This window comes from Streptomyces sp. NPDC111744, assembly GCF_055634995.1.
This window is the reverse complement of record NZ_JBVKCG010000005.1, coordinates 430,016-452,129: the sequence shown is the minus strand read 5'-3', so window position 1 is coordinate 452,129 and position 22,114 is coordinate 430,016. Positions and strand designations below refer to the sequence as shown.

The window sequence follows — 22,114 nt, the reverse complement described above, 5'->3', positions numbered from 1 at the left end:
AAGTAACGTGATGGAAACGCTGCCCGCCCGTGACAGCCGTCACTTCGGCCGCGCAACTACTCGCCCGCGGCCCGGAGCTGCTCCTCCGTCAGGCCCCGCCGCCAGTAGCCGACGAAGGTGACCCGGCGCCGGTCCACCCCGCGCTCCCCGACGAAGTGCCGACGCAGCTCCTTCACCCGGCCGGACTCACCGGCGATCCAGACGTACGGGCGTACCGCGGGCGGGAGTTGGGCGTGGCGAAGCGCTTCCATGGAGGTGCCGCCCACTGCCCACTCGATCTCCGCGTCGGCGAGGGTGACCACGTCCTGGACGTCCCCGGCGTGCGGCACCTCCAGCCAGGCGCGGACCGGGGTGCCTGCGGGGAGGGATTCGAGGATGGCGGTCGCCGCGGGTACGGCGGTCTCGTCGCCCCAGATCAGCACAAGATCGGTGTCCTCGGGCGGCCGGAAGCGGATCGCCCGGTTGTCGGCGACCGCCGGGCCGAGCAGGATCACCCGGTCCCCGGCGGCGGCCCGCGACGCCCAGCGGGACGCGGGCCCGGCGGGGGTGGCTGCGTCCGGCCCGACGCCGTGCAGCGCGAAGTCGATGTCGACCTCGTCCGGATCGCGGCGCAGTTCCCGGAGCGTGTACGAGCGCATCACGGCCCGTACGTCGTCCGGGAGTTCACGCCACCCCTGCCACCAGCCGTCGCCCAGTTCGATGGGCACGGCGGGATCGGTGTGCCCATCGGCGGGGATGAACAAGGACAGGGACTGATCGCGTCCGTGGGAGTGGAAGTGCTCCAGATCGGCGCCGCCGAAGGTGACGCGGACCAGAGACGGACCGAGCCGCCTCGTCCGTACGACCTGGAGGGAGAAGAAACGGAACGGGGCGGCTACGGCCGTCGCCATATGAACTCCTGGGGCTCAGGAAGTGTGTGCATTATTTGAGAGGTCAGCTGACCTTCTTCGCCGTCTCCAGCGCCTTGGCGAGGTTCTCCACCATCGCGACGCACTTGTCGTAGGAGAAGATCGGCTCGGGGGAACGGGCGATGACCTGGCCGGCCTTGACCGCGGGGAGCTTCTTCCAGGTGGCCTCGGTGATGTCGGCCGGCTGGATGGCCGCCGAGCGGTCGTCCATCATGATCACGTCGGCCTTGTACTTGTCGACGTTCTCCCAGCTCAGATCCTCGTACCAGCCGCCGCTCGCCTTCAGCACGGACGCCGACGGCTCGACGAAGTTCACCCCGAGGGCCTTGAAGTACTCCAGGTCCACCGAGAGGTTGGTGCCGGAGACGTAGAACAGGTCCTGGGCGGCCGAGCCGGCCAGCACCTTGATGTCGGGGTGTGCCTTGGCGGCGGCGCGCAGCCGGGAGGACGCCTTCTCGAAGCGCTTCTTGGCGTCCGTGACCTTGCTGGCCGTCATGTCCGCGCCGAGCGACTCGGCGAGGGCCCAGACGCGCTGGAGGGGGACGGTCAACTGGCGGTCGTAGGCGGAGATGCCGACGCTCGGAGCCAGTTTGGCGATCTTGTCCTTGGACTCGTCCGGGACGTACCAGAGGGTGCCGGCGCCGTCGAACATCGTGGTGACGAGGACCTCGGGGGCGAGGGCCGCGTACTTCTCGACGTTGAACTGACCCCAGGTGTTGCCGAGGACGGTCACCTTGCTGATGTCCATGTCACCGGCCTGGACGTCGGCCTTGCCGTCCTTGGTCTTCGTCGGAGCGAACACGCCCTTGACGCCGATGCCGTAGTCGTACAGCGCGGCGGCGACGCCGGTGAACGCGACGATGTTCGTCGGGACCTTGTCCAGCTTCACCGTGGTCCCCCGGTCGTCCTTGAACGTCCAGGGACCGGACTTGGCGGCCGTCGCCTCCTTGCCGGAGGAGCCGCTTTTCGCGTCGCCGTCACCGCAGGCCGCGAGCACGGCGCCGAGACCGAGGGCGCCACCGGCGGCGAGGATGCCACGGCGGGTGAGGTGGGCTGCTCTGACGTTGGACATAGGTGTGGCTGCTTTCGGACGTGCGGAAACACCGCCGGACAAGTCGCTGCTTAGGTTAGCCTAACCTTATGAGCTGTCCAGTGCCCGGAGTGCATGCAGAGGGCGTTCAGCGGGTACCTCGGGTGCTCAGGAGGTCGCCACCATGACGGACGCTGCACACGCCACCGCCGTACCCGACTGGGTGCTGGAGTTCATGAAAGCCATCGACACCCTGGAGTTCGGGGACGGTTTCGCACCGCTCACCGAGGACACCGAGATGTACTTCGGCACCGCGCACCTCCACGGTGCCGAAGCCATCAATGAGTTCTTCGTCAAGATCGACGGCCCGCTGGACATCGCCCACGAGGTCCTGGAGTTCTGGACCGCGGGCGACGGTGTCCGACTGCTGCGCGGCGAGGCGACCATGGCGAAGAAGAGCGAACCGGACCGGGTGGTCCGCGCTCCCTTCATGCACGTCTTCTACCTCGACTGCGAGGACCCGGTGCGCATCCGCACGCTCCGCGTCACCGCGGGCCCGCTCCAGACCGACGCGGTGCTGTGATCCGGCCCGGGCCGCCTCAGCCCACCAGCCCCAACTCCCGTGCGATCAGCATCCGCTGGACCTCGCTCGTGCCCTCGCCGATCTCAAGGATCTTGGAGTCGCGCCACATGCGGGCCACCGGGTACTCGTTCATGAAGCCGTAGCCGCCGTGGACCTGGGTGGCGTCGCGGGCGTTGTCCACGGCGACGGTGGAGGAGTAGAGCTTGGCGAGTGCCGCCTCCTTCTTGAAGGGGTCCCCGGCGACCAGTCGCGATGCCGCGTCCCGCCAGGCCAGACGGGCCGTGTGGGCCTTCATCTCCATGTCGGCGATCTTGAACTGGATGGCCTGGTTGGCGCCGATCGGGCGGCCGAAGGCGTGGCGTTCCTTCGCGTAGCGCACCGACTCGTCGACGCAGCCCTGGGCCAGTCCGGTGGCGAGGGCCGCGATGGCGATCCGGCCCTCGTCCAGGATCCGCAGGAACTGGGCGTAGCCGCGCCCCTCCTCGCCGAGGAGGTTGGCGGACGGGACCCGGACGTCGGCGAAGGACAGCTCACGCGTGTCCGAGGCGTTCCAGCCGACCTTCGAGTAGGGCGCGGCGACCGTGAAGCCCGGCGTGCCCGAGGGGACGATGATCGAGGAGATCAGCGGCTTGCCGTCGGGCTTGCGGCCGGTCACGGCGGTGACGGTCACCAGACCCGTGATGTCCGTGCCCGAGTTGGTGATGAAGCACTTGGTGCCGTTGATCACCCATTCGTCGGTGGCGGGGTCCAGCCGGGCCGTCGTACGGGTCGCGCCCGCGTCGCTGCCCCCGTCGGGTTCCGTCAGTCCGAAGGCGCCCAGGATCTCGCCCGCGCACAGGCGGGGGAGCCACTCCCGCTTCTGCTCCTCCGTGCCGAAGAGATGCAGCGGCATCGCGCCCAGCGAGACCCCGGCCTCCAGGGTGATCGCCACCGACGAGTCGACCCGGGCCAGTTCCTCCAGGGCGATACCGAGCGCGAGATAGTCGCCGCCCATCCCGCCGTACTCCTCGGGGAACGGCAGCCCGAACAGGCCCATGCGGCCCATCTCGCGGACGATCTCGTACGGGAACTCGTGCCGCTCGTAGAAGTCGCCGATCTTCGGCGCCACGACGTCGTGCGCGAACTCCTCCACCGTGCGGCGGAGTTCTTCCAGTTCGGGGGAGAGGCGGTGGTCCATGGTCGTCACTCCTGGTGGGAGAGGGCGCGGACGGTACGGGACGGGCTGGGTCGGCCCAGTTGTTCGGCCATCCACACGCTGGTGGCGGTGAGTCTGCCGAGGTCGACTCCGGTCTCGATGCCGAGGCCCTGGAGCATCCAGACCAGGTCCTCGGTGGCGAGGTTGCCGGTGGCGGACTTGGCGTACGGGCAGCCGCCGAGCCCGCCGGCGGACGCGTCGACCGTCGTCACGCCGTGTTCCAGGGCCGCGTAGGTGTTGGCGAGCGCCTGGCCGTAGGTGTCGTGGAAGTGCACGCCGACGACGTTCGTCGGCACGCCTTCCTCGTTCAGCAAAGAGAGCAGTTCGAGGACATGGCCGGGGGTGGCCACGCCGATCGTGTCGCCGAGGCTCAGCTCGTCGCAGCCCATGTCCCGCAGCGCCTTGCAGACGCGGACCACCTGGTGGAGCGGGACGGCGCCCTCCCAGGGGTCACCGAAGCACATCGACACATAACCGCGGACGTGCGCGTCGGCGTCCTTCGCCTGGCGCACCACCGGGTCGAAGACCGCGAGGGACTCGTCCACCGTGCGGTTGAGATTGGCCTTGGCGAAGGACTCGGTGGCGCTGGCGAAGACGGCGACCCGGCGGGCGCCGAGAGCGAGCGCCCGGTCCAGGCCGCGCTGGTTGGGCACGAGGACGGGAAGCTCGGCCCCGAGATCGGTGACGAGGGGGAACAGCTGCTCCGCGTCGGCCAGTTGGGGCACCCACTTGGGGTGGACGAAGCTGGTCGCCTCGATCGTCGTCAGTCCCGCGTCGGCCAGGCGGTGGATGAACTCGGCCTTGACCTCGGTCGGCACGGTCGACTTCTCGTTCTGCAACCCGTCGCGCGCGCCGACCTCGTGGATCCGTACCCGCGCGGGCAGATCCGTCGCCGGTACGACCATGGGAAGCGGCATGGGGAGCGTCATTTCTCCTCCTCGTGCGGGGCGATCACGGCCAGCACCTGGTCCATGGCGACCGTGGCGCCCGGTTTCACATCGAGCTCGGCGACCGTGCCGGCGTGCGGGGCGGAGATGACGTGCTCCATCTTCATCGCCTCCACCACCAGCAGGCTCTGCCCGGCGGTGACCTCGTCGCCGACGGCGACCTTCACCACCGTCACCGTGCCGGGCATGGGCGCGGTGAGGGAGTCGGCACCGGCGTGGGCGGTGCGGTTGAGGGACGCGGCGACCGGGTCGTGGTCGCGCACCTGCCAGGCGTCGCCGTCGCGGCCGATCCAGTCGGCGGCGCGGTGGAAGGTGTGGCGGACTCCGTCCAGGGTGACCGACACGCGGTCCACCGTGACCGAGTGGGTGCCGCGCGGGACGTACTCCACCGGCTCCTGCACCCGGAGGTGGAAGCCGACCGGCTTCGGCCTGCCGCCGAGCCGCCAGCCGCTCGGCACGGAGAACGGATCCGTCCAGCCCCCACCGACGACGGGCTTCAGCGCCTCCAGGCGTACGGCCGCCGCCGCCTCGTACACCTCGTCCGGTACGTCGGTGGAGACCAGCTCGTCCACCACCCGCTCCACCAGCCCGGTGTCCAACTCACCCGCCACCACCGCCGGATGGCCCAGCAGCCGGCGCAGGAACCCGGCGTTGGTCTGCACGCCCAGCGTGACCGTCTCCGCGAGGGCCCCGCGAAGCTTCCGGAGCGCGGTCTCCCGGTCCGGGCCGTAGGCGATCACCTTGGACAGCATCGGGTCGTAGAGGCTGCCGACCTCGGTGCCCTCGCTGAGACCGGAGTCGGTGCGGATGCCGTCGCCGTCAGGCTCCCGCAGAAGGATCACCGTGCCGCCGGTGGGCAGGAAGCCGCGCGCGGGGTCTTCGGCGCAGATCCGGGCCTCGACCGCGTGCCCGGTCAGCCGTACGTCTGGCTGCCCGAAGGGCAACGGCTCGCCGGCCGCCACCCGCAGCTGCCACTCCACCAGGTCGAGGCCGGTGACGAGTTCGGTCACCGGGTGCTCCACCTGGAGGCGGGTGTTCATCTCCATGAAGTAGTACGACGAAGGGTCACCGCCCGGCACGATGAACTCCACCGTCCCCGCGCCCCGGTACCCGCACGAGCGCGCCGCCTGCACCGCCGCCTCGCCCATCGCGGCCCGCGTCTCCTCGTCCAGCAGGACCGACGGCGCCTCCTCGATCACCTTCTGGTGCCGGCGCTGCAACGAGCACTCGCGCTCGCCCAGATGCACCACGTTCCCGTGGCCGTCGGCCAGCACCTGGATCTCGATGTGCCGGGGCCGGTCGACCCACCGCTCGACGAGCAGGGTGTCGTCGCCGAAGGAGGCGCGGGCCTCGCGGCGGGCGGCGGCGATCTCCTCGTCAAGGAGCGTCAGGTCCCGCACCAGCCGCATGCCCTTGCCGCCCCCGCCCGCCGAGGGCTTGAGCAGCACGGGTGCCCCCAGCGCGCGGGCGGCCTTTGCGAGTTCGGGATCACGGCCACCGGGCACCACCGGCACCCCGGCCGCGCTCACCGTCTCCTTCGCGCGGATCTTGTCGCCCATCAGCGCGATCGCGTCCGCGGGCGGGCCGACGAAGACCAGCCCCGCCTCCTCGCAGGCACGCGCGAACCCGGCGTTCTCGGCGAGGAAGCCGTACCCGGGGTGGACCGCCTGGGCGCCGCTCACGGCGGCCGCCGCCAGCAGCCGCTCCACCGACAGGTAGCTCTCGCTCGCCGGCGCCGGCCCGAGCCGTACCGCCGTGTCGGCCTCCCGGACGTGCCGTGCGTCCGCGTCGGCGTCGGAGTAAACCGCCACCGAGCGCACGCCCAGCGACCGCAGCGTACGGATGACCCGGACGGCGATCTCGCCCCGGTTGGCCACGAGTACGGTGTCGAACACGAGTCCCCTCCTCACATCCGGAAGACGCCGAACTGGGGGTCGCCCAGCGGCGCGTTGCCACAGGCCGTCAGAGCGAGGCCCAGCACCTGGCGGGTTTCCAGGGGGTCGATGACCCCGTCGTCCCAGAGCCGGGCGGTCGCGTAGTAGGCGTTCCCCTGGTGTTCGTACTGCGCGCGGACGGGAGCCTTGAAGGCCTCTTCGTCCTCGGCCGGCCAGGACTCTCCCCGCGCCTCCAGCTGGTCCCGCTTCACCGTCGCGAGGACCGACGCGGCCTGCTCGCCGCCCATCACCGAGATCTTGGCGTTCGGCCACATCCACAGGAAGCGGGGGGAGTAGGCCCGGCCGCACATGGAGTAGTTCCCGGCGCCGTACGAGCCGCCGACGACGACGGTCAGCTTCGGGACCCGGGTGCACGCCACCGCCGTCACCATCTTCGCGCCGTGCTTGGCGATGCCGCCGGCCTCGTAGTCCCTGCCCACCATGAAGCCGGAGATGTTCTGCAGGAACACCAGCGGGATCCCGCGCTGGTCGCACAGCTCGATGAAGTGGGCGCCCTTCTGGGCTGACTCGGAGAAGAGGATGCCGTTGTTGCCGACGATCCCGACGGGATGGCCGTGGATCCGGGCGAAGCCGGTGACCAGGGTCTGCCCGAACTCGCTCTTGAACTCGGCGAAACGGGAGCCGTCCGTGATCCGGGCGATGATCTCGCGGACGTCGTAGGGGGTGCGGGAGTCGACGGGGACGGCGCCGTAGAGGCCGTAGGGGTCGACCTTCGGCTCGACCACCGGGGCGACCTCCCAGGGCAGGTCGCGGCGGGCGGGGAGGGTGGCGACGATGTTCCGCACGATCCGCAGGGCGTGCGCGTCGTCCTCGGCGAGGTGGTCGGTGACGCCGGAGACGCGGGAGTGGACCTCGCCGCCGCCCAGCTCCTCCGCCGTGACCACCTCACCGGTGGCCGCCTTCACCAGCGGCGGGCCGCCGAGGAAGATCGTCCCCTGGTTCCGGACGATCACCGCCTCGTCGCTCATCGCCGGTACGTAGGCGCCACCGGCGGTGCACGAGCCGAGGACGGCCGCGATCTGCGGGATCCCCGCTCCCGACATCCGGGCCTGGTTGTAGAAGATCCGCCCGAAGTGCTCGCGGTCCGGGAAGACCTCGTCCTGCATGGGCAGGAAGGCGCCGCCGGAGTCCACGAGGTAGAGGCAGGGGAGCCGGTTGTCGAGAGCCACCTCCTGCGCCCGCAGGTGCTTCTTCACGGTCATCGGGTAGTACGTGCCGCCCTTGACCGTGGCGTCATTGGCGACGATCACGCACTCGCGTCCGCTGACCCGTCCGATCCCGGCGATCACTCCGGCCGCCGGGGCCGCCCCGCCGTACATCCCCTCGGCGGCCAGCGGGGCCAGCTCCAGGAACGGCGACCCGGGGTCGAGCAGCGCGTCCACCCGGTCCCTGGGCAGCAGCTTTCCGCGCGCGGTGTGCCGGGCGCGGGCCTTCTCGCCGCCGCCGAGCGCGGCCGCGGCGAGCTTGGTGCGCAGCTCCTCGACGAGGACGCGGTGCGCGTCCTCGTTGGCCCGAAAGGCCTCCGAGGCGGGGTCTGCCGCGCTCGTCAGCTCCGGTGCCTGGTCCATGCCGCGATCCCCTCACCTTGTTAATGAGCGTTAACGCATTTCCCCTCAGGTTAACGACCGCTAACCGCCCTGTCTAGAATTGCCTTCATGGTCACGAGAACCGATGCCCCGACCCGTCGCGAGCAGATCCTCAAGGAGGCTGCCCGGCTGTTCGCCGAGCGCGGCTTCCACGGTGTCGGCGTGGACGAGATAGGCGCCGCGGTCGGCATCAGCGGGCCCGGTCTCTACCGGCACTTCGCGGGCAAGGACGCGATGCTCGCGGAGCTGCTGGTCGGGATCAGCGGGCAGCTGCTGAAGGGCGCGAAGCGCCGCCTGGCGGAGGCCGACGGGGACAGCGTGCCCGCGGCGGTCCTGGACTCCCTCATCGAGGGCCATATCGACTTCGCCCTCGACGACCGCCCACTGATCACCCTGCACGACAGGGAGCTGGACCGCTTGCGCGAGAGCGACCGCAAGCTGGTACGACAGCTGCAGCGGCAGTACGTCGAACTGTGGGTGGAGGTCCTCCGCGAGGTCTACCCCACCCTTCCGGAACCCGCTGCCCGCTCGGCCGTCCACTCGGTCTTCGGCCTCCTCAACTCGACCCCGCACCTGGGCCGGCCGGGCTCCCTGCCGGGGCGGGGGGCGACGGCGGTGCTGCTGCACCGGATGGCACGGGGTGCGTTCGAGGCGGCGGCGGACGGCGGCTGAGCCGAGGCGCGGGGCGGTGTCGGACGGTCTCGCTACGCTGGGTCCATGGGCATGGACTACGCGAAGATGCGCGCGATCGCCGAGGACCTCGGGGCCTACGCCGAGCGCCTTGAAGGGGCTTGGAGCGTCGAGATCGGGCCGTCAGGTCCGATACTGGCCATGATGTGCCCCTCGAAACGGCACGAGGGCACGGCCCACCGCATCCGCGAGCAGCTGAACAAGCAGGTGCCGATCACTCATCCGGGTTACATCTGCGCCACCGGCCCCGAGATCGAGCATCCCGCACTCGGCCGGATGCGCCTCCCCGACGCGGTCGTCATTCCTGAGGAGACTCTCGATGAGGAGGGCATCGCCGTCGATGCGACCCGGGTGCTCGCGGCTGTCGAGATCGTCTCGCCGTCCAATCCGAACAACGACTACGTCGAGAAGCTCGACGACTACCCGGCCATGGGTATCGCCCACTACATGATCGTCGACCCGCGCACCGGCACGATCGAGGTGCACTCCGATCCGTACAAGGGCCGCTACACCCGGAAGGACCCGTATATCTACGGGGACTCGGTACCGTTCGGTCCCTGGACGGTGGAGACCTCCGCCTTCCGCCGCTACGGCAAGGCCGGGGACTGACATCTCGCATCCCGCCATCCGTGCCCACGGGTGGGCAAGGTCACCCTGGACGCCTGAACGTACTCGCCGGTACCTTGGTGTCTGAGCAAGCGCTTAGACATACCGAAGCCGGTGGAGGTGGCGGCCGTGCGCCGTACGTTGTTCAACGAGGATCACGAGGCGTTCCGGGAGACCCTCCGCGCCTTCATCGAAGCCGAGGTCGTACCCGTGTACGACGAGTGGTTCGCGGCCGGCCAGGCGCCCCGTGACTTCTACTACAAGCTCGCCGAGCTGGGCGTCTTCGGGATCCGTGTCGACGAGGAGTACGGCGGCGCCGGCATCGACTCCTACAAGTTCGAGGCCGTCCTGTACGAGGAGACCGCCCGCGCCGGCGTCTCCTTCGGCGGTTCCGGCGTCCACGTGCTGCTCGGCCTGCCCTACATAAAGCTGCTCGCCACCGAGGAGCAGAAGAAGCGCTACCTGCCGAAGTTCGTCTCCGGCGAGGAGATGTGGGCCATCGCGATGACCGAGCCGGGCACCGGCTCCGACCTCGCGGGCATGAAGACCACCGCCAAGCTCAGCGAGGACGGCACGCACTACGTCCTCAACGGCGCCAAGACCTTCATCACCGGTGGCGTCCACGCCGACCGCATGATCGTCTGCGCCCGCACCTCCGCGCCCACCAAGGAGGACCGCCGTCACGGCATCTCCCTGTTCGTGGTGGACACCAAGGCCGAGGGCTACTCGGTGGGCCGCAAGCTCGACAAGCTGGGCCTGAAGACCTCCGACACCGCCGAGCTCGCGTTCGTCGACGTCAAGGTGCCCGTCGAGGACCTCCTCGGCGAGGAGAACAAGGGCTTCTACTACCTCGGCCACAACCTCGCCTCCGAGCGCTGGGGCATCGCCTTCGGCGCCTACGCGCAGGCCAAGGCCGCGGTCCGGTTCGCCAAGGAGTACGTGCAGCAGCGCGTCGTCTTCGGCCAGCCCGTCGCCGCCTTCCAGAACACCAAGTTCGAGCTGGCCGCCTGCCAGGCCGAGGTGGACGCGGCCGAAGCCGTCGTCGACCGCGCCACGGAGGCCCTCGACGCCGGTGAGCTGACCCCGGCCGAGGCCGCCAGCGCCAAGCTGTTCACCACCGAGGTCGCCCACCGCGTGATCGACCGCTGCCTCCAGCTGCACGGCGGCTACGGCTTCATGAACGAGTACCCGATCGCCCGCCTGTACGCGGACAACCGCGTCAACCGCATCTACGGCGGCACCAGCGAGATCATGAAGACGATCATCGCGAAGGACATGGGTCTGTAAGGTCCACGTAATTACCGGACAGTAGAAAAGGTGCCATGAACGAGGCACTGAATGATCTCCTCGATCTGCTCGACCTGGAGCAGATCGAGGAGAACATCTTCCGCGGCCAGTCCCGGTCCGCCGTCGTCCCGCGTGTGTTCGGCGGGCAGGTCGCGGCCCAGGCGCTGGTCGCCGCCGGGCGCACGGTCCCGGCGGACCGGCACGCCCACTCGCTGCACGCGTACTTCCTGCGCGCCGGCGATCCGGGCGCGCCCATCGTCTACAACGTCGAGCGGATCCGCGACGGCCGCTCCTTCACCACCCGGCGCGCGGTCGCCGTCCAGCACGGCAGGCCGATCTTCGCGCTCTCGGCGTCCTTCCAGACGTACGAGGACGGCCTCGACCACCAGACCCCGATGCCGCCCGCGCCCGACCCGGAGACCCTGCCCACCTCGGCGCAGCGGCTGCGCGGCTACGACCATCTGCCGCCCGCCGTCGTGGAGAAGTTCCTGGAGGCCCGCGAGGCGATCGACCTGCGGTACGTCGACGAGCCGCCGTACGGGAAGTTCGGCGAGCCGCGTGAGCCGCACAGCCAGGTGTGGTTCCGGACCGACGGCAAGCTCGACGACGACCCGCTGCTGCACGTCGTCCTCGCGACCTACGTCTCCGACATGACCCTGCTCGACTCCGTCCTGCTCGCGCACGGCCGCGGCGGCTGGGCCGTCGGGGACGTGGTGGGGGCGTCGCTGGACCACGCCATGTGGTTCCACCGGCCGTTCCGCGCCGACGAGTGGCTGCTGTACGACCAGGAGTCCCCGTCGGCGTACGGGGGCCGCGGGCTCGGCCAGGCGCGGATCTACACCCAGGACGGTTCACTGGCCATTTCCGTGATCCAGGAGGGTGTCGTCCGCGTCCCCCGGTAGAACTGGGGCATGTCCCAAGCCGAACAGAGTGGCGGCGAGAGCACCGTCACGGTGATCGTCGCCGCCGTCGCCAACCTTGGGATCGCCCTCGCCAAGGTGGTCGCCGGGTTGATCAGCGGGTCCAGCGCGATGCTCTCCGAGGCGGCGCACTCGGTCGCCGACACGATCACCGAGCTGCTGCTGCTCACCGCGCTCAAACGCAGCGAGAAACCCGCCGACGAGGAACACCCGCTCGGCTACGGCCCCGAGCGGTACATCTGGGCCATGCTGGCCGCCGTCGCCACCTTCGTCGGCGGCGCGGTCTTCTCCTTCTACGACGGCGTCCACACCCTGGCCGCGGGCGAGGAACTCGGCGACCCGCTGGTGTCGTACATCGTCCTCGCGGTCGCCTTCGTCCTCGAGGGGTTCTCCCTGCGCACGGGGCTCAAGCAGGCGTACGGGGAGGCGGCCCGGTCCCGGGTGCCGTTCAGGCTGTATCTGCGGCGCACCCCCGACACCGCCGTGAAGGCCGTGGCGATGGAGGACTCGGCCGCGCTCGTCGGCCTGGTGCTCGCCGCGGGCGGTCTGCTCAGCGGGCAGCTCACCGGCTCCGGCGTCTGGGACGGCCTCGCCTCCCTCCTCATCAGCCTGCTCCTGCTGTACGTCGCCTGGGTGCTGGGCCGGTCGAACGCCGAGTTCCTCATCGGGCGGCCGCTGCCGAGGCCCGTGCGGGAGCGCATCCGGGCGGAACTGCTGAAGTCCGATCACATGGTGGCCGTACTGGAGCTGACCACCCTGGTGCAGGGCCCGCAGGAGGCGCTGGTCGCCGCCAAGGTGGACTTCCGGGACGTGTCGACGGCGGCCGAGGTCGAGTGGGCCTGCGAACGGGCCGAGCAGCGGCTGCGGGCCGCGTTCCCCATGATCGGCCGCGTCTACCTGGATCCCACCCCGGGGCCCGGGACCTCGGTCGATCACGGTCGGTGAACACTCGAAGTGCCGGGCGGCTTGTCCGAGATTAAGCTCTATGAGTGAAATGCCGCACAGTGCATGTGCCGCATAGCGGACGTGCCGCGTAGCGGACGTAAGTCCGGCAGAAAGGTATTTCCCATGCGAGTACAGCGCGCGAGGCGCATCGCCGCGATGTCCGCCGCCGGCCTGCTGCTGGCCGGTGGGGCCGCGATCGGCGCCGCGGGTACCGCCTCGGCGGCCCCCGCCTCCCACCAGAACGTGGTCGCCGGCGGTTACGGCTGCAACTCCCGGTTCGGCGGCGGGTTCTACAACAACTGCCGTTACGGCGGCTACGGGTACTACCCCGTCGCGGTCGTCCCCGTCGTGGTCGTCCCCGCATACGGCTACGGCTACGGCTACGGCGGCTTCGGGTTCGGCGGCGGGTTCTGAGCCACCGACCGCGCAGACAGACCAGGGATTCAGGATCCAGGACCAGGCCACGAGGTGCGGTTCCCCTCCCCGGGGGGCCGCACCTCGCCCGGTCCGGCCCGTGTTACGCCAGTCCCGCTTCCGCCAGCAGGTACGCGGTCATCGGGTCGTAGTACCGCGGGCTGAGCACGTGGTCGTCGAGCGGTACGGCCACCTGGAGGGTGCCCTCCGCCTCGGCGAGGAACAGCGCCGGGTCGTTGCAGTCGGCGTATCCGACGGAGTCCAGGCCCGCCTGCGCCGCGTACCCGGCCCAGCCGTGGTCGGCGACGACCAGGTCGGGCAGCGGACGTTCCCCGCGCTCGAGCCCGTCCAGGACGGCCTTCATCGGGTCACCGGAGTGGGTGTGCCACAGCGTCGCCCCGTGCTCGAGGACGGCCACGTCGGCGAACTGCATGACGTATCCCTCGTCCGTCTGCAGCAGGTCCGGGATGACCACGATCTCGCAGCCGGCGGTGCGCAGCGCGGCCGCCGTCGCCCGGTGCACATCCAGCAGGCCGCCCGGGTGCCCGGTCGCGAACAGCACCCGCTGCCGGCCCTCGGCCGCCTTGCGCAGCCGTGCCGCCAGCCGGTTCAGGCCGTCCACGGTCAGCTCGGGGTCGATGGTGTCCTGGCCGTACCGGTACTCGGGGTCGTCGTTCACTCCGACCCGCTCGGCCATCACGGCCAGCACGTCCTGCTCGTCGGTCCAGCGGTCGCCGAGTTCCAGTCCCAGCCACCAGTTGCGCTCGCCGTTGGCCAGCTTGCGGTAGTGGAGCAGGTTGTTCTCGCGGGGCGTGGCGACATCGCCCGCGATGCGGGTCTTCACAAGGTGCTCGACGAGCTCGGCGCGGCTGGGTGTCCCGGGTATCGGCATGCCCTCCATTGTGAGGCAGGGCGCTGTGCGATTCCCCTGCGTATCGCCCGCTGGGACGTGGGTCACTCAGTCCTGTCCGAGTGCGAACCACAGCTCCATCCGGACGTCCGGGTCGTCGAGTTCGGCATCGAGCAGTGCCGCGCAGCGGGCGATGCGCTGTCGCACGGTGTTGCGGTGGACGGACAGCGCCACCGCCGTCCGGTCCCAGCTGCCGTGCAGGGAGAGCCAGGTGCGCAGGGTCCCGGCGAGGGCGGGCTGTGCGGCGAGGGGTGCGAGGAGGGCGCGGGCGTGCGCTCGCGCCTTGTCCCTGGGAACCAGGTCGTCGAGGCCGGGGCGGGCGCCGTGCCGGGCCAGCGGGGCGCGCGTCGCGCGGGCGCGGGCCAGGGCGCGGCCGGCCTGGGTGTCGGCGGCGGCCCACTCGGACGGCTCGACGGCCGCGCTCACCCCGAGCGTCCAGCCAGGCTGCGGCTCCGGTTCCCGGGCCGCGGGGACGAGGAGTCGTACGACGTCGGGCCCCAGGTCGAGCAGCGCGGACCCGAGGGCCGCGCCGAGCGCGGAGGCGGCGACCGCTTCCGGTGCCCCCGGCGTCTCCGGCCGTGCGTGTACGACCAGCCAGCGGCCCTCGCCCAGGAGCGGCGCCACCTCCGACGGGCGCTCGCCCAGCAGCAGGCGTACCAGCGCGGAGGAGCGGGCCGCGCCCGCCGTGCTCTGCTGCTCGCCGGTGAGCAGGGTCAGCAGGACCGCCGCCACCGAGGCGATCGTGTGGTCGCCGGGTTCGCGGCCCGGGGCGGCGACACCGAGGACGAAGCCCCGGCCGGTGCCGAGGGCGTAGGCGGCGAGGTGGGTGCCGGCGGTGGCATGGGTGGCGGAGGTGGGAGTTCCGGGGCCCGACGGCCGTACGACCTCGGACAGCTCGGACAGGGACGCGCGTGCCGGCTCGTCGGTCGTGCGGCCCGCCGACGCGATCTCCGTGCCCTCCGGACCGTACAGCGCCGCCCAGCCGCCGAGCCGGGTCGCCAGCTGGCGCAGCACCGAGGGGACCGGGTCGGGGCGGGCCGCGGCGGCCGCGAGGCTCTGCTGGGCGTCCGTGACCCGGCGCAACTCGGCGAGGCGGGCCTGCGCCATCAGCTGCCACACCGCACGGGCGACGGCGGAGAAGGTGGTCTGCGGCGGCACCTCTACGAGCGGGAGGTCGTACGCCTCGCAGGCCGCGACCAGGGCGCGCGGCACCGTGTCGTGCACCGGAGCCACCCCGAAGCCGAGGGCGGCGCCGCCCGCCGCCACGATCCGTGACACATAGTCGTCGAAGTAGGTGCCCGAACCCGCCGCGTCCGGGATGTGCACCCCGGCCGTCAGCAGCAGCTCACCGCCCAGCAGATACGGGTACGGGTCGGCCATCTCCGAGGTGTGCACCCAGTGGACGACCAGGGACGGGTCGGACGGTCCGGCGATCTGGCGCAGGGCCAGGTCCTCACGGGCCAGAAGGGCCGCGAGGGGCACCGGGGGCGTGGGGGGAACAGCGGGGTCCGGCATGGTGTGCGTTCCCTCCATCCCGTGGGGCTCGAATGGATGAAACGTACACTTCGCAGTCGCTTTCCGGCCACCTAGTGTCGGTGACCGTCACCCACCGGCGAGACCCCCAGTGAAGGAGGGCCCTGTGGCCGTCGACTACGCAGTGATCGTGATCTATCTGGCCGGCATGCTGGCTATGGGCTGGTGGGGCATGCGCCGCGCCAGGTCCAAGAGCGAGTTCCTGGTGGCGGGCCGCCGCCTGGGCCCCGCCATGTACTCCGGCACCATGGCCGCGATCGTCCTCGGCGGCGCGTCCACCATCGGCGGTGTGGGCCTCGGCTACCAGTACGGCCTCTCCGGCGCCTGGATGGTCTTCACCATCGGCCTCGGACTGCTCGCCCTGTCGGTCTTCTTCTCGGCCCGGATCGCCCGCCTCAAGGTGTACACGGTCTCCGAGATGCTGGATCTGCGGTACGGCGGCCGGGCGGGCGTGATCTCGGGCCTCGTGATGTGGGCCTACACGCTGATGCTCGCCGTCACCTCCACCATCGCGTACGCCACGATCTTCGACGTCCTCTTCGACATGAACCGGACGGTCGCGATCGTCATCGGCGGCTCGATCGTCGTCGCCTACTCGACGCTCGGCGGCATGTGGTCGATCACGCTGACGGACATGGTGCAGTTCGTCGTCAAGACGATCGGCGTGCTGCTTCTGCTCCTGCCCATCGCGGTGGTCAAGGCGGGCGGCTTCTCCGAGATGAAGGCCAAGCTGCCGACGTCGTACTTCGACCCGCTGGGCATAGGCGGCGAGACGATCTTCACCTACGTACTGATCTACACGTTCGGGATGCTCATCGGGCAGGACATCTGGCAGCGCGTGTTCACGGCCCGGGGCGACCGGACGGCGAAGTGGGGCGGCACGGTCGCCGGCACCTACTGCCTGGTGTACGCCCTCGCCGGTGCCGTGATCGGTACGGCCGCCAAGGTGCTGTACCCGAAGCTGGGCAGCCCGGACGACGCCTTCGCGACCATCGTCAAGGACGAACTTCCCATGGGCGTGCGGGGGTTGGTGCTGGCCGCCGCGCTCGCCGCCGTGATGTCGACGTCCTCCGGCGCGCTGATCGCCTGCGCGACCGTCGCCAACAACGACATCTGGTCGCGGATTCGCGGAAAGGCCAGGTCCGGTGACCATGACGAGGTGCGGGGCAACCGCGTCTTCATCCTGATCATGGGCGTCGGGGTGATCGGCACGGCCATCGCGCTCAACAACGTCGTCGAGGCGCTGACCGTCGCCTACAACCTGCTCGTCGCCGGCCTCCTCGTCCCCATCCTCGGCGGACTGCTCTGGAAGCGCGGCACGGTCCAGGGCGCCCTCGCCGCCGTGACCGTCGGCGGCCTCGCGGTGATCGGCCTGATGGCGGGCTACGGCATCCTCGCCAACGAGCCCGTCTACTACGGCCTTCTCTCCTCGCTGGCCGCGTATGTCGCCGTCTCCCTGGCGACGAAGCCCACCGACGCGACCGTGCTGGCCAACTGGCGCGAGCGGCTCGCGGGCCGCGGTGCTCCCGAACTCGTGTCCGAACCGGTCCCGGCCGCCCAGTAAAGTCGTAGACAGAAGCAGTACATACGCGACCAAGCGTAGGAAAGAAGGCATTCCCTCATGAGCAGCAACGAGACGCCCCGCGGCCCCGTCGACTCCTCCCGCATCCCGCGGTACGCCGGTCCCGCGACCTTCGCCCGGCTGCCCCGCCTCGACGAGGTCGGCACCGCCGACGTCGCGGTCGTGGGCGTGCCGTTCGACTCCGGTGTCTCGTACCGGCCGGGCGCCCGCTTCGGCGGCAACGCCATCCGCGAGGCGTCCCGGCTGCTGCGCCCCTACAACCCGGCGCAGGACGCGTCCCCGTTCGCGCTGGCGCAGGTCGCGGACGGCGGGGACATCGCGGTGAACCCGTTCAACATCAACGAAGCGGTCGAGACGATCGAGGCGGCGGCCGACGACCTCCTCGGCACCGGCGCCCGCCTGATGACCCTGGGCGGAGACCACACCATCGCCCTGCCGCTGCTGCGCTCGGTGGCCAAGAAGCACGGTCCGGTCGCCCTCCTCCACTTCGACGCCCATCTCGACACCTGGGACACCTACTTCGGCGCCGAGTACACGCACGGCACCCCGTTCCGCCGGGCGGTCGAGGAAGGCATCCTCGACACCTCGGCCCTCTCCCACGTCGGCACCCGCGGCCCGCTGTACGGCAAGCAGGACCTCACCGACGACGAGAAGATGGGCTTCGGCATCGTGACGTCGTCGGACATCTACCGCCGGGGCGCCGACGAGGTGGCCGACCAGCTCCGCCAGCGCATCGGCGACCGCCCGCTGTACATCTCGATCGACATCGACTGTCTGGACCCCGCCCACGCTCCCGGCACCGGCACGCCGGAAGCGGGTGGTATGACTTCCAGGGAGCTGCTGGAGATCCTGCGCGGACTCTCCTCCTGCAACCTCGTCTCGGCGGACGTCGTCGAGGTGGCCCCCGCGTACGACCACGCGGAGATCACGTCGGTGGCGGCCTCGCACACGGCGTACGAACTGACCACGATCATGACCCGTCAGATTGCCGAGGCTCGTTCGAAGTGACCCACGACCACGACCTGGTACTCCGCCCGACGGAGGCGCAGACAGCCGCCGCCCTGAACCCTCCCGCCGGCCGCAACGGCGGAGACCTGGTCGTGGAGACGCTGGCCGGGCTCGGCGCGACCACCGTCTTCGGCCTGCCCGGCCAGCACGCCCTCGGCATGTTCGACGCACTGCGCCGCTCGCCGCTGCGCTATGTCGGCCTGCGCGTGGAGAACAACGCGGGCTTCGCGGCGGACGCCTACGGCAGGATCACCGGCGAGGCGGCCCCGCTGCTGCTGTCGACGGGGCCGGGCGCCCTGACCTCGCTGGCCGCGCTCCAGGAGGCGGCCTCGGCCTCCGCCCCCGTGCTGGCGATCAGCAGCCAGATCCCCACGGCCGGCCTGGGCGGCGGCAGGCACGGGTATCTGCACGAACTGCCCGACCAGGCGGCCTCCTTCCGGGGCGTGGTGAAGTCGGTCCACACGGTCCGCACCCATTCGCAGATCCCGTCGGCGCTCGCGGCGGCCTGGAAGTCGGCCCTTTCCGCCCCGCACGGCCCGGTGTGGGTGGAGATCCCGCAGGACGTGCTGCTGTCCGCGACGTCGATCCCGGTGGTGACGGCGATGGACGCGACCCCGGACGAGCTGGCGCCGCGCCCCGAACTGACCGCGGTGGCCGCCCACTTGCTCTCGCACGCCACCCGCCCGGCGATCATCGCGGGCGGGGGAGTGGTACGGGCGGACGCGTCGGGCAAGCTGAGGCAGCTGGCCGAGACGCTGAACGCCCCGGTCGTCACCACCTTCGGCGGCAAGGGCGCCTTCCCCTGGCACCACCCGCTCTCCCTCCAGTCCTGGCTGGAGGACCGCCACACCACGGACTTCCTGGAGGACGCGGACGTCCTCCTGGTCGTGGGCTCGGGCCTGGGCGAACTCTCCTCGAACTACCACACGTTCAAGCCACGGGGCCGGGTCGTCCAGATCGAGGCGGACCTCGGCAAGCTGGAGTCCAACCACCCGGCACTGGGCATCCACGCGGACGCCCGGCCGGCGCTCCAGGCCCTGCTGGAAACGGTGTCGCCCCGCGAGGACGACACGGCGGCCGACCGGGTACGGGACCTGCTGTCCCGCGTCTCGGAGCGCATCACCTCCCAGGAACTCACCCTGGAACAGGACATGTTGGCGTCGGTCCGGCGCGCCCTCCCGGCCGGCTCCCCGTCCTTCTGGGACATGACGATCCTGTCCTACTGGGCATGGTCGGCGTTCGACGCCCAGGCTCCGAACCTCATGCACTCGGCCCAGGGTGCCGGCGGCCTCGGCTACGGCTTCCCGGCGGCGCTCGGCGCGGCCGCGGCCGACCCGACCCGCCCGGTCCTCGCGGTGTCCGGCGACGGCGGCGCCCTCTACTCCATCGCGGAACTGGCGACGGCGAGGCAGCACGACCTCCCGGTCACCTGGCTCATCGTGGACGACGGCGGCTACGGCATCCTGCGCGAGTACATGACGGACACCTTCGGCGAGCCCACGGCGACGGAACTGACCCGCCCCGACTACGTCGCCCTGGCGGAGTCCTTCGGCGTCCCCGGCATCCGCACCACGCCCGAAACCCTGGAAACGGACCTGGCGAAGGCCCTGTCCACACCCGGCCCTTCGGTGGTGGTGCTCCCGGCGCTGCTACGGATGTTCGCGCCGACGCATCTGGGCTGAGTACCCGTCCGGCGGAGGCGGTCCCGCGCTCCGGAGGGAAGGCTCGGGGAGTGGCAGGACCGAGCGGGACGAGGAGCGGGCGCATGACAGGTGAACTGCAGGACAGGACGGCCGTGGTCACCGGCGCGAGCAAGGGCATCGGCCTGGCCGTGGCCGAGGCGCTGGTGGCGGCGGGGGCCGAGGTGATCGCGGCGGCCCGGACCTCGTCGCCCGGGCTCGACGCCCTGGCGAAGGCGGGCGGCGCCCGGTGGGTCGGGGTCGATCTGACCGAGCCGGACGGCGCGGAGCGCCTGGCGGAGGCGGCCGGGCCGCGCATCGACGTCCTGGTCAACAACGTGGGCGCCGCCCCGGCCCGGCCGGGCGGCTTCCTGGGGGTGAGCGACGCCGAGTGGCGCCGGACGTTCGAGGTCAACTTCTTCGCCACGCTCGCGGTCACCCGGGCGGTCCTGCCGCGCATGCTGGAGGCCGGCCGTGGCTCCATCGTGAACATCGGCTCGGTCAACGCCGAACTGCCGGATCCGCTGGTGGTCGACTACAGCGCGGCCAAGGCGGCGCTGGTCAACTTCTCGAAGGCCCTGTCGAAGGAGTTCGGGCCCCGGGGTGTACGCGTCAACAGCGTCAGCCCCGGGCCGGTCGAGACGGACCTGTGGCTCGGCGGCGGAGGCGTTGCCGACACGGTCTCGGCGTCTTCGGGCCTGCGCCCCGACGAGGTCATGGCACAGGCCGCGGCGGCGACCGCCAGCGGCCGCTTCTCGCGGCCGTCGGAGATCGCCGACCTGGTCGTGTTCCTGGCCGGTGACCGTGCGGCCAACATCGTCGGCAGCGACGTGCGGATCGACGGCGGCTTCGTCCCGACCTGGTGAGCGCGGCCGTACGGCCCGGCTCACCAGGTGCCGGGACGGTGACCGGTTCAGCAGGCGCCCGCGCCCACTCCGTCGATGCGGCCGCCGAAGTCGCCGAGGTACTGGGAGCGCCAGTCGCCGTTGAAGACGTCGCGCTTCTCGGTCGGGGACCAGTTGACGAGGCAGGCGCGGGTGGAGGCGACGAAGGAGCCGACGTGGTCGTGGAGGCCCGGCGGCATGTCGCGGTAGCCGCTGCGGGCCGTCCACTCCCAGTAGTCGCCGCCGAATCCCTCCCCGCTCCAGAAGCACACCGAGCCGTCGGGGCAGGAGGGGGCGGCGGCCGACTGCGCGGAGGCGCTCTGCGCGGGTAGCACCAGGGCAGTCAGGGCGAGAACGGCGGCGACGGACCGGGTACGAAGCTTCACGGGGCTCTCCGGTGACGGGAGTTGGGGACGCCCCGGCGGAACTGCCGGGGCGCCCTCATGCTCCTGGGCGGTCACGCGGACACGCCCGAGCCCAAGATCGGCCCCAACTGTGTGGGTGAACTAGTCGTTCAACCTCACCGGCTCACCAGATCGCGTCGACCCACTCCGGGTGGTCGATGAACGGGTTCCGGTTGTGCTGGTAGGTGCTGTAGATGACGTTGTTTCGGTTCTCCTCGAAGGAGTCCGGCGGGTCCTCGTCGTTCCACTGCTTGAGGACCGAGAGCCTGCCGATGTACGGGGTTGAGCCGTTGTTGACCTTGTCGTCGGGCTCCAGGTCGGCGAAGCCGTCGCCGCCCTCGTAGCGGACCGCCATGTAGAGGATCATGCGGGCCACATCGCCCTTGACCGCGCCGCGCGGCTCGAAGGAGTCCGAGTCGGCCTTGCTGCCGCCGCTGTTGGTGAAGGTGGAGCCGCCCTCGTCGAAGTCGAGGTTGCCGCGCTTGCCGTTGACCGCCACGTCCTCGGGACGGATGTGGTGCAGGTCCGTGCCGGGGCCGGTGGAGGTGGTGAGGTCGCCGTGCGAGATCGCCCACACGTGCTCACGGTTCCAGTCGCCGCTGTCACCGCCGTTGAGGGTCTTGCTGCGCGAGATGCCCGAGTACAGCAGGATCACGTTGTTGCTGTTGTCCGGGTCCTGGTCGGTCTTCTTCAGGGCATCCCACAGGGCCGAGTACGACAGCTTGGTGACGTTCGCGCTGATGATCGTGTGCAGGGACGACTTCAGGCTCGTCCCCGACTTGCCGATCGCGTTCTTGTAGTACGTCGAGTCGTACGCGGTCGTCGTGGCCGCGGCCGGGGTCGCCGTCAGTGCCGGGGCGGTCAGGCCGACCAGGACGGCGGCGGTCGTCAGTGCCACCGACTTCCAGCGCCGGATGTGTGTCGCCAGCATAAAGAGTTTCCCATCTACGCGGGTTGATGAGGCGGCAGGATGAGAGTGACATGAACATGAGAACAGCGCGGTGAACGGGACGTGAAAAGAGGCCCCCGACCGTGTGGTCGGGGGCCT

Annotated in this window: 21 protein-coding genes; 11 read left to right on the top strand and 10 right to left on the bottom strand. The window is 70.7% G+C overall.

What is annotated here, in order from left to right; translation table 11 throughout:
- Positions 1–56: 56 nt before the first annotated feature.
- Positions 57–890 carry a siderophore-interacting protein gene (locus ACZ7OO_RS14755; protein ID WP_471504831.1) on the bottom strand — a complete coding sequence of 278 codons (834 nt, stop codon included), beginning with the start codon at positions 888–890 and terminating at the stop codon, positions 57–59.
- Between the two features lie 43 nt (positions 891–933).
- Positions 934–1,980 carry an ABC transporter substrate-binding protein gene (locus tag ACZ7OO_RS14750; protein ID WP_471504829.1) on the bottom strand — a complete coding sequence of 349 codons (1,047 nt, stop codon included), beginning with the start codon at positions 1,978–1,980 and terminating at the stop codon, positions 934–936.
- Positions 1,981–2,122: 142 nt separating this feature from the next.
- Here ACZ7OO_RS14750 and ACZ7OO_RS14745 point away from each other — a divergent pair, with 142 nt between their 5' ends.
- The gene (locus ACZ7OO_RS14745; protein ID WP_471504828.1) at positions 2,123–2,521 is read left to right on the top strand and encodes a nuclear transport factor 2 family protein; all 399 of its coding nucleotides are present in this window, start codon (positions 2,123–2,125) and stop codon (positions 2,519–2,521) included.
- A gap of 16 nt (positions 2,522–2,537) precedes the next feature.
- Here ACZ7OO_RS14745 and ACZ7OO_RS14740 read toward each other — a convergent pair whose 3' ends face one another.
- Genes ACZ7OO_RS14740 through ACZ7OO_RS14725 form a run of 4 tightly spaced genes read right to left on the bottom strand, consistent with a single transcriptional unit; the run spans position 2,538 to position 8,186 of the window.
- Positions 2,538–3,698: an acyl-CoA dehydrogenase family protein gene (locus tag ACZ7OO_RS14740; protein ID WP_471504826.1), complete on the bottom strand. Its 1,161-nt coding sequence runs from the start codon at positions 3,696–3,698 to the stop codon at positions 2,538–2,540.
- Positions 3,699–3,703: 5 nt separating this feature from the next.
- On the bottom strand, positions 3,704–4,633 hold the full coding sequence (locus tag ACZ7OO_RS14735) for a hydroxymethylglutaryl-CoA lyase (RefSeq protein WP_471504940.1): 930 nt from the start codon (positions 4,631–4,633) through the stop codon (positions 3,704–3,706).
- An 8-nt stretch (positions 4,634–4,641) separates the two neighbouring features.
- Complete coding sequence (locus tag ACZ7OO_RS14730; protein ID WP_471504825.1) at positions 4,642–6,558, bottom strand: acetyl/propionyl/methylcrotonyl-CoA carboxylase subunit alpha; 1,917 nt, start codon at positions 6,556–6,558, stop codon at positions 4,642–4,644.
- Between the two features lie 11 nt (positions 6,559–6,569).
- Positions 6,570–8,186 (bottom strand): carboxyl transferase domain-containing protein, encoded by a 1,617-nt coding sequence (locus ACZ7OO_RS14725; protein WP_471504823.1) that lies wholly within the window; start codon positions 8,184–8,186, stop codon positions 6,570–6,572.
- 87 nt (positions 8,187–8,273) lie between these two features.
- Here ACZ7OO_RS14725 and ACZ7OO_RS14720 point away from each other — a divergent pair, with 87 nt between their 5' ends.
- From ACZ7OO_RS14720 to ACZ7OO_RS14695, 6 genes are all read left to right on the top strand, one after another.
- Positions 8,274–8,876: an SACE_7040 family transcriptional regulator gene (locus ACZ7OO_RS14720; protein WP_471504822.1), complete on the top strand. Its 603-nt coding sequence runs from the start codon at positions 8,274–8,276 to the stop codon at positions 8,874–8,876.
- A gap of 51 nt (positions 8,877–8,927) precedes the next feature.
- Complete coding sequence (locus tag ACZ7OO_RS14715; RefSeq protein WP_471504939.1) at positions 8,928–9,503, top strand: Uma2 family endonuclease; 576 nt, start codon at positions 8,928–8,930, stop codon at positions 9,501–9,503.
- A 126-nt stretch (positions 9,504–9,629) separates the two neighbouring features.
- Entirely contained in the window at positions 9,630–10,787 is a 1,158-nt protein-coding gene (locus ACZ7OO_RS14710; protein WP_352220738.1) for an acyl-CoA dehydrogenase family protein, read from the top strand.
- A gap of 35 nt (positions 10,788–10,822) precedes the next feature.
- Entirely contained in the window at positions 10,823–11,689 is an 867-nt protein-coding gene (gene tesB / locus ACZ7OO_RS14705; protein ID WP_471504820.1) for an acyl-CoA thioesterase II, read from the top strand.
- Between the two features lie 9 nt (positions 11,690–11,698).
- Entirely contained in the window at positions 11,699–12,652 is a 954-nt protein-coding gene (locus ACZ7OO_RS14700) for a cation diffusion facilitator family transporter (protein WP_471504819.1), read from the top strand.
- Between the two features lie 123 nt (positions 12,653–12,775).
- Positions 12,776–13,066 (top strand): hypothetical protein, encoded by a 291-nt coding sequence (locus ACZ7OO_RS14695; protein ID WP_471504818.1) that lies wholly within the window; start codon positions 12,776–12,778, stop codon positions 13,064–13,066.
- Between the two features lie 103 nt (positions 13,067–13,169).
- Here ACZ7OO_RS14695 and ACZ7OO_RS14690 read toward each other — a convergent pair whose 3' ends face one another.
- Positions 13,170–13,958 (bottom strand): phosphatase, encoded by a 789-nt coding sequence (locus tag ACZ7OO_RS14690; RefSeq protein ID WP_471504816.1) that lies wholly within the window; start codon positions 13,956–13,958, stop codon positions 13,170–13,172.
- A gap of 66 nt (positions 13,959–14,024) precedes the next feature.
- Positions 14,025–15,491 carry a PucR family transcriptional regulator gene (locus tag ACZ7OO_RS14685; RefSeq protein WP_471504815.1) on the bottom strand — a complete coding sequence of 489 codons (1,467 nt, stop codon included), beginning with the start codon at positions 15,489–15,491 and terminating at the stop codon, positions 14,025–14,027.
- Between the two features lie 124 nt (positions 15,492–15,615).
- On the opposite strand from ACZ7OO_RS14685, the gene ACZ7OO_RS14680 reads away from it, so the two are divergent.
- The 4 genes from ACZ7OO_RS14680 (at position 15,616) to ACZ7OO_RS14665 (ending at position 20,644) form a co-directional block, all read left to right on the top strand.
- On the top strand, positions 15,616–17,073 hold the full coding sequence (locus tag ACZ7OO_RS14680) for a sodium:solute symporter family protein (RefSeq protein ID WP_471504813.1): 1,458 nt from the start codon (positions 15,616–15,618) through the stop codon (positions 17,071–17,073).
- Between the two features lie 57 nt (positions 17,074–17,130).
- Positions 17,131–18,099, top strand: a complete 969-nt coding sequence (gene speB, locus ACZ7OO_RS14675) for an agmatinase (RefSeq protein ID WP_471504812.1) — start codon at positions 17,131–17,133, stop codon at positions 18,097–18,099.
- On the top strand, positions 18,096–19,781 hold the full coding sequence (locus ACZ7OO_RS14670) for a thiamine pyrophosphate-binding protein (RefSeq protein ID WP_471504810.1): 1,686 nt from the start codon (positions 18,096–18,098) through the stop codon (positions 19,779–19,781). Before speB ends, ACZ7OO_RS14670 begins: the two co-directional genes overlap by 4 nt.
- A gap of 83 nt (positions 19,782–19,864) precedes the next feature.
- Positions 19,865–20,644, top strand: coding sequence for an SDR family NAD(P)-dependent oxidoreductase (locus tag ACZ7OO_RS14665; RefSeq protein ID WP_471504809.1), 780 nt, complete (start codon positions 19,865–19,867; stop codon positions 20,642–20,644).
- A gap of 47 nt (positions 20,645–20,691) precedes the next feature.
- On the opposite strand, the gene ACZ7OO_RS14660 is transcribed toward ACZ7OO_RS14665, so the two are convergent.
- A complete protein-coding gene (locus tag ACZ7OO_RS14660) occupies positions 20,692–21,048 on the bottom strand; it encodes a peptidase inhibitor family I36 protein (RefSeq protein WP_471504808.1) in 357 nt (118 codons plus the stop codon).
- Between the two features lie 142 nt (positions 21,049–21,190).
- Positions 21,191–21,997, bottom strand: coding sequence for an endonuclease I family protein (locus ACZ7OO_RS14655; protein ID WP_471504806.1), 807 nt, complete (start codon positions 21,995–21,997; stop codon positions 21,191–21,193).
- Between the last annotated feature and the right edge of the window lie 117 nt (positions 21,998–22,114).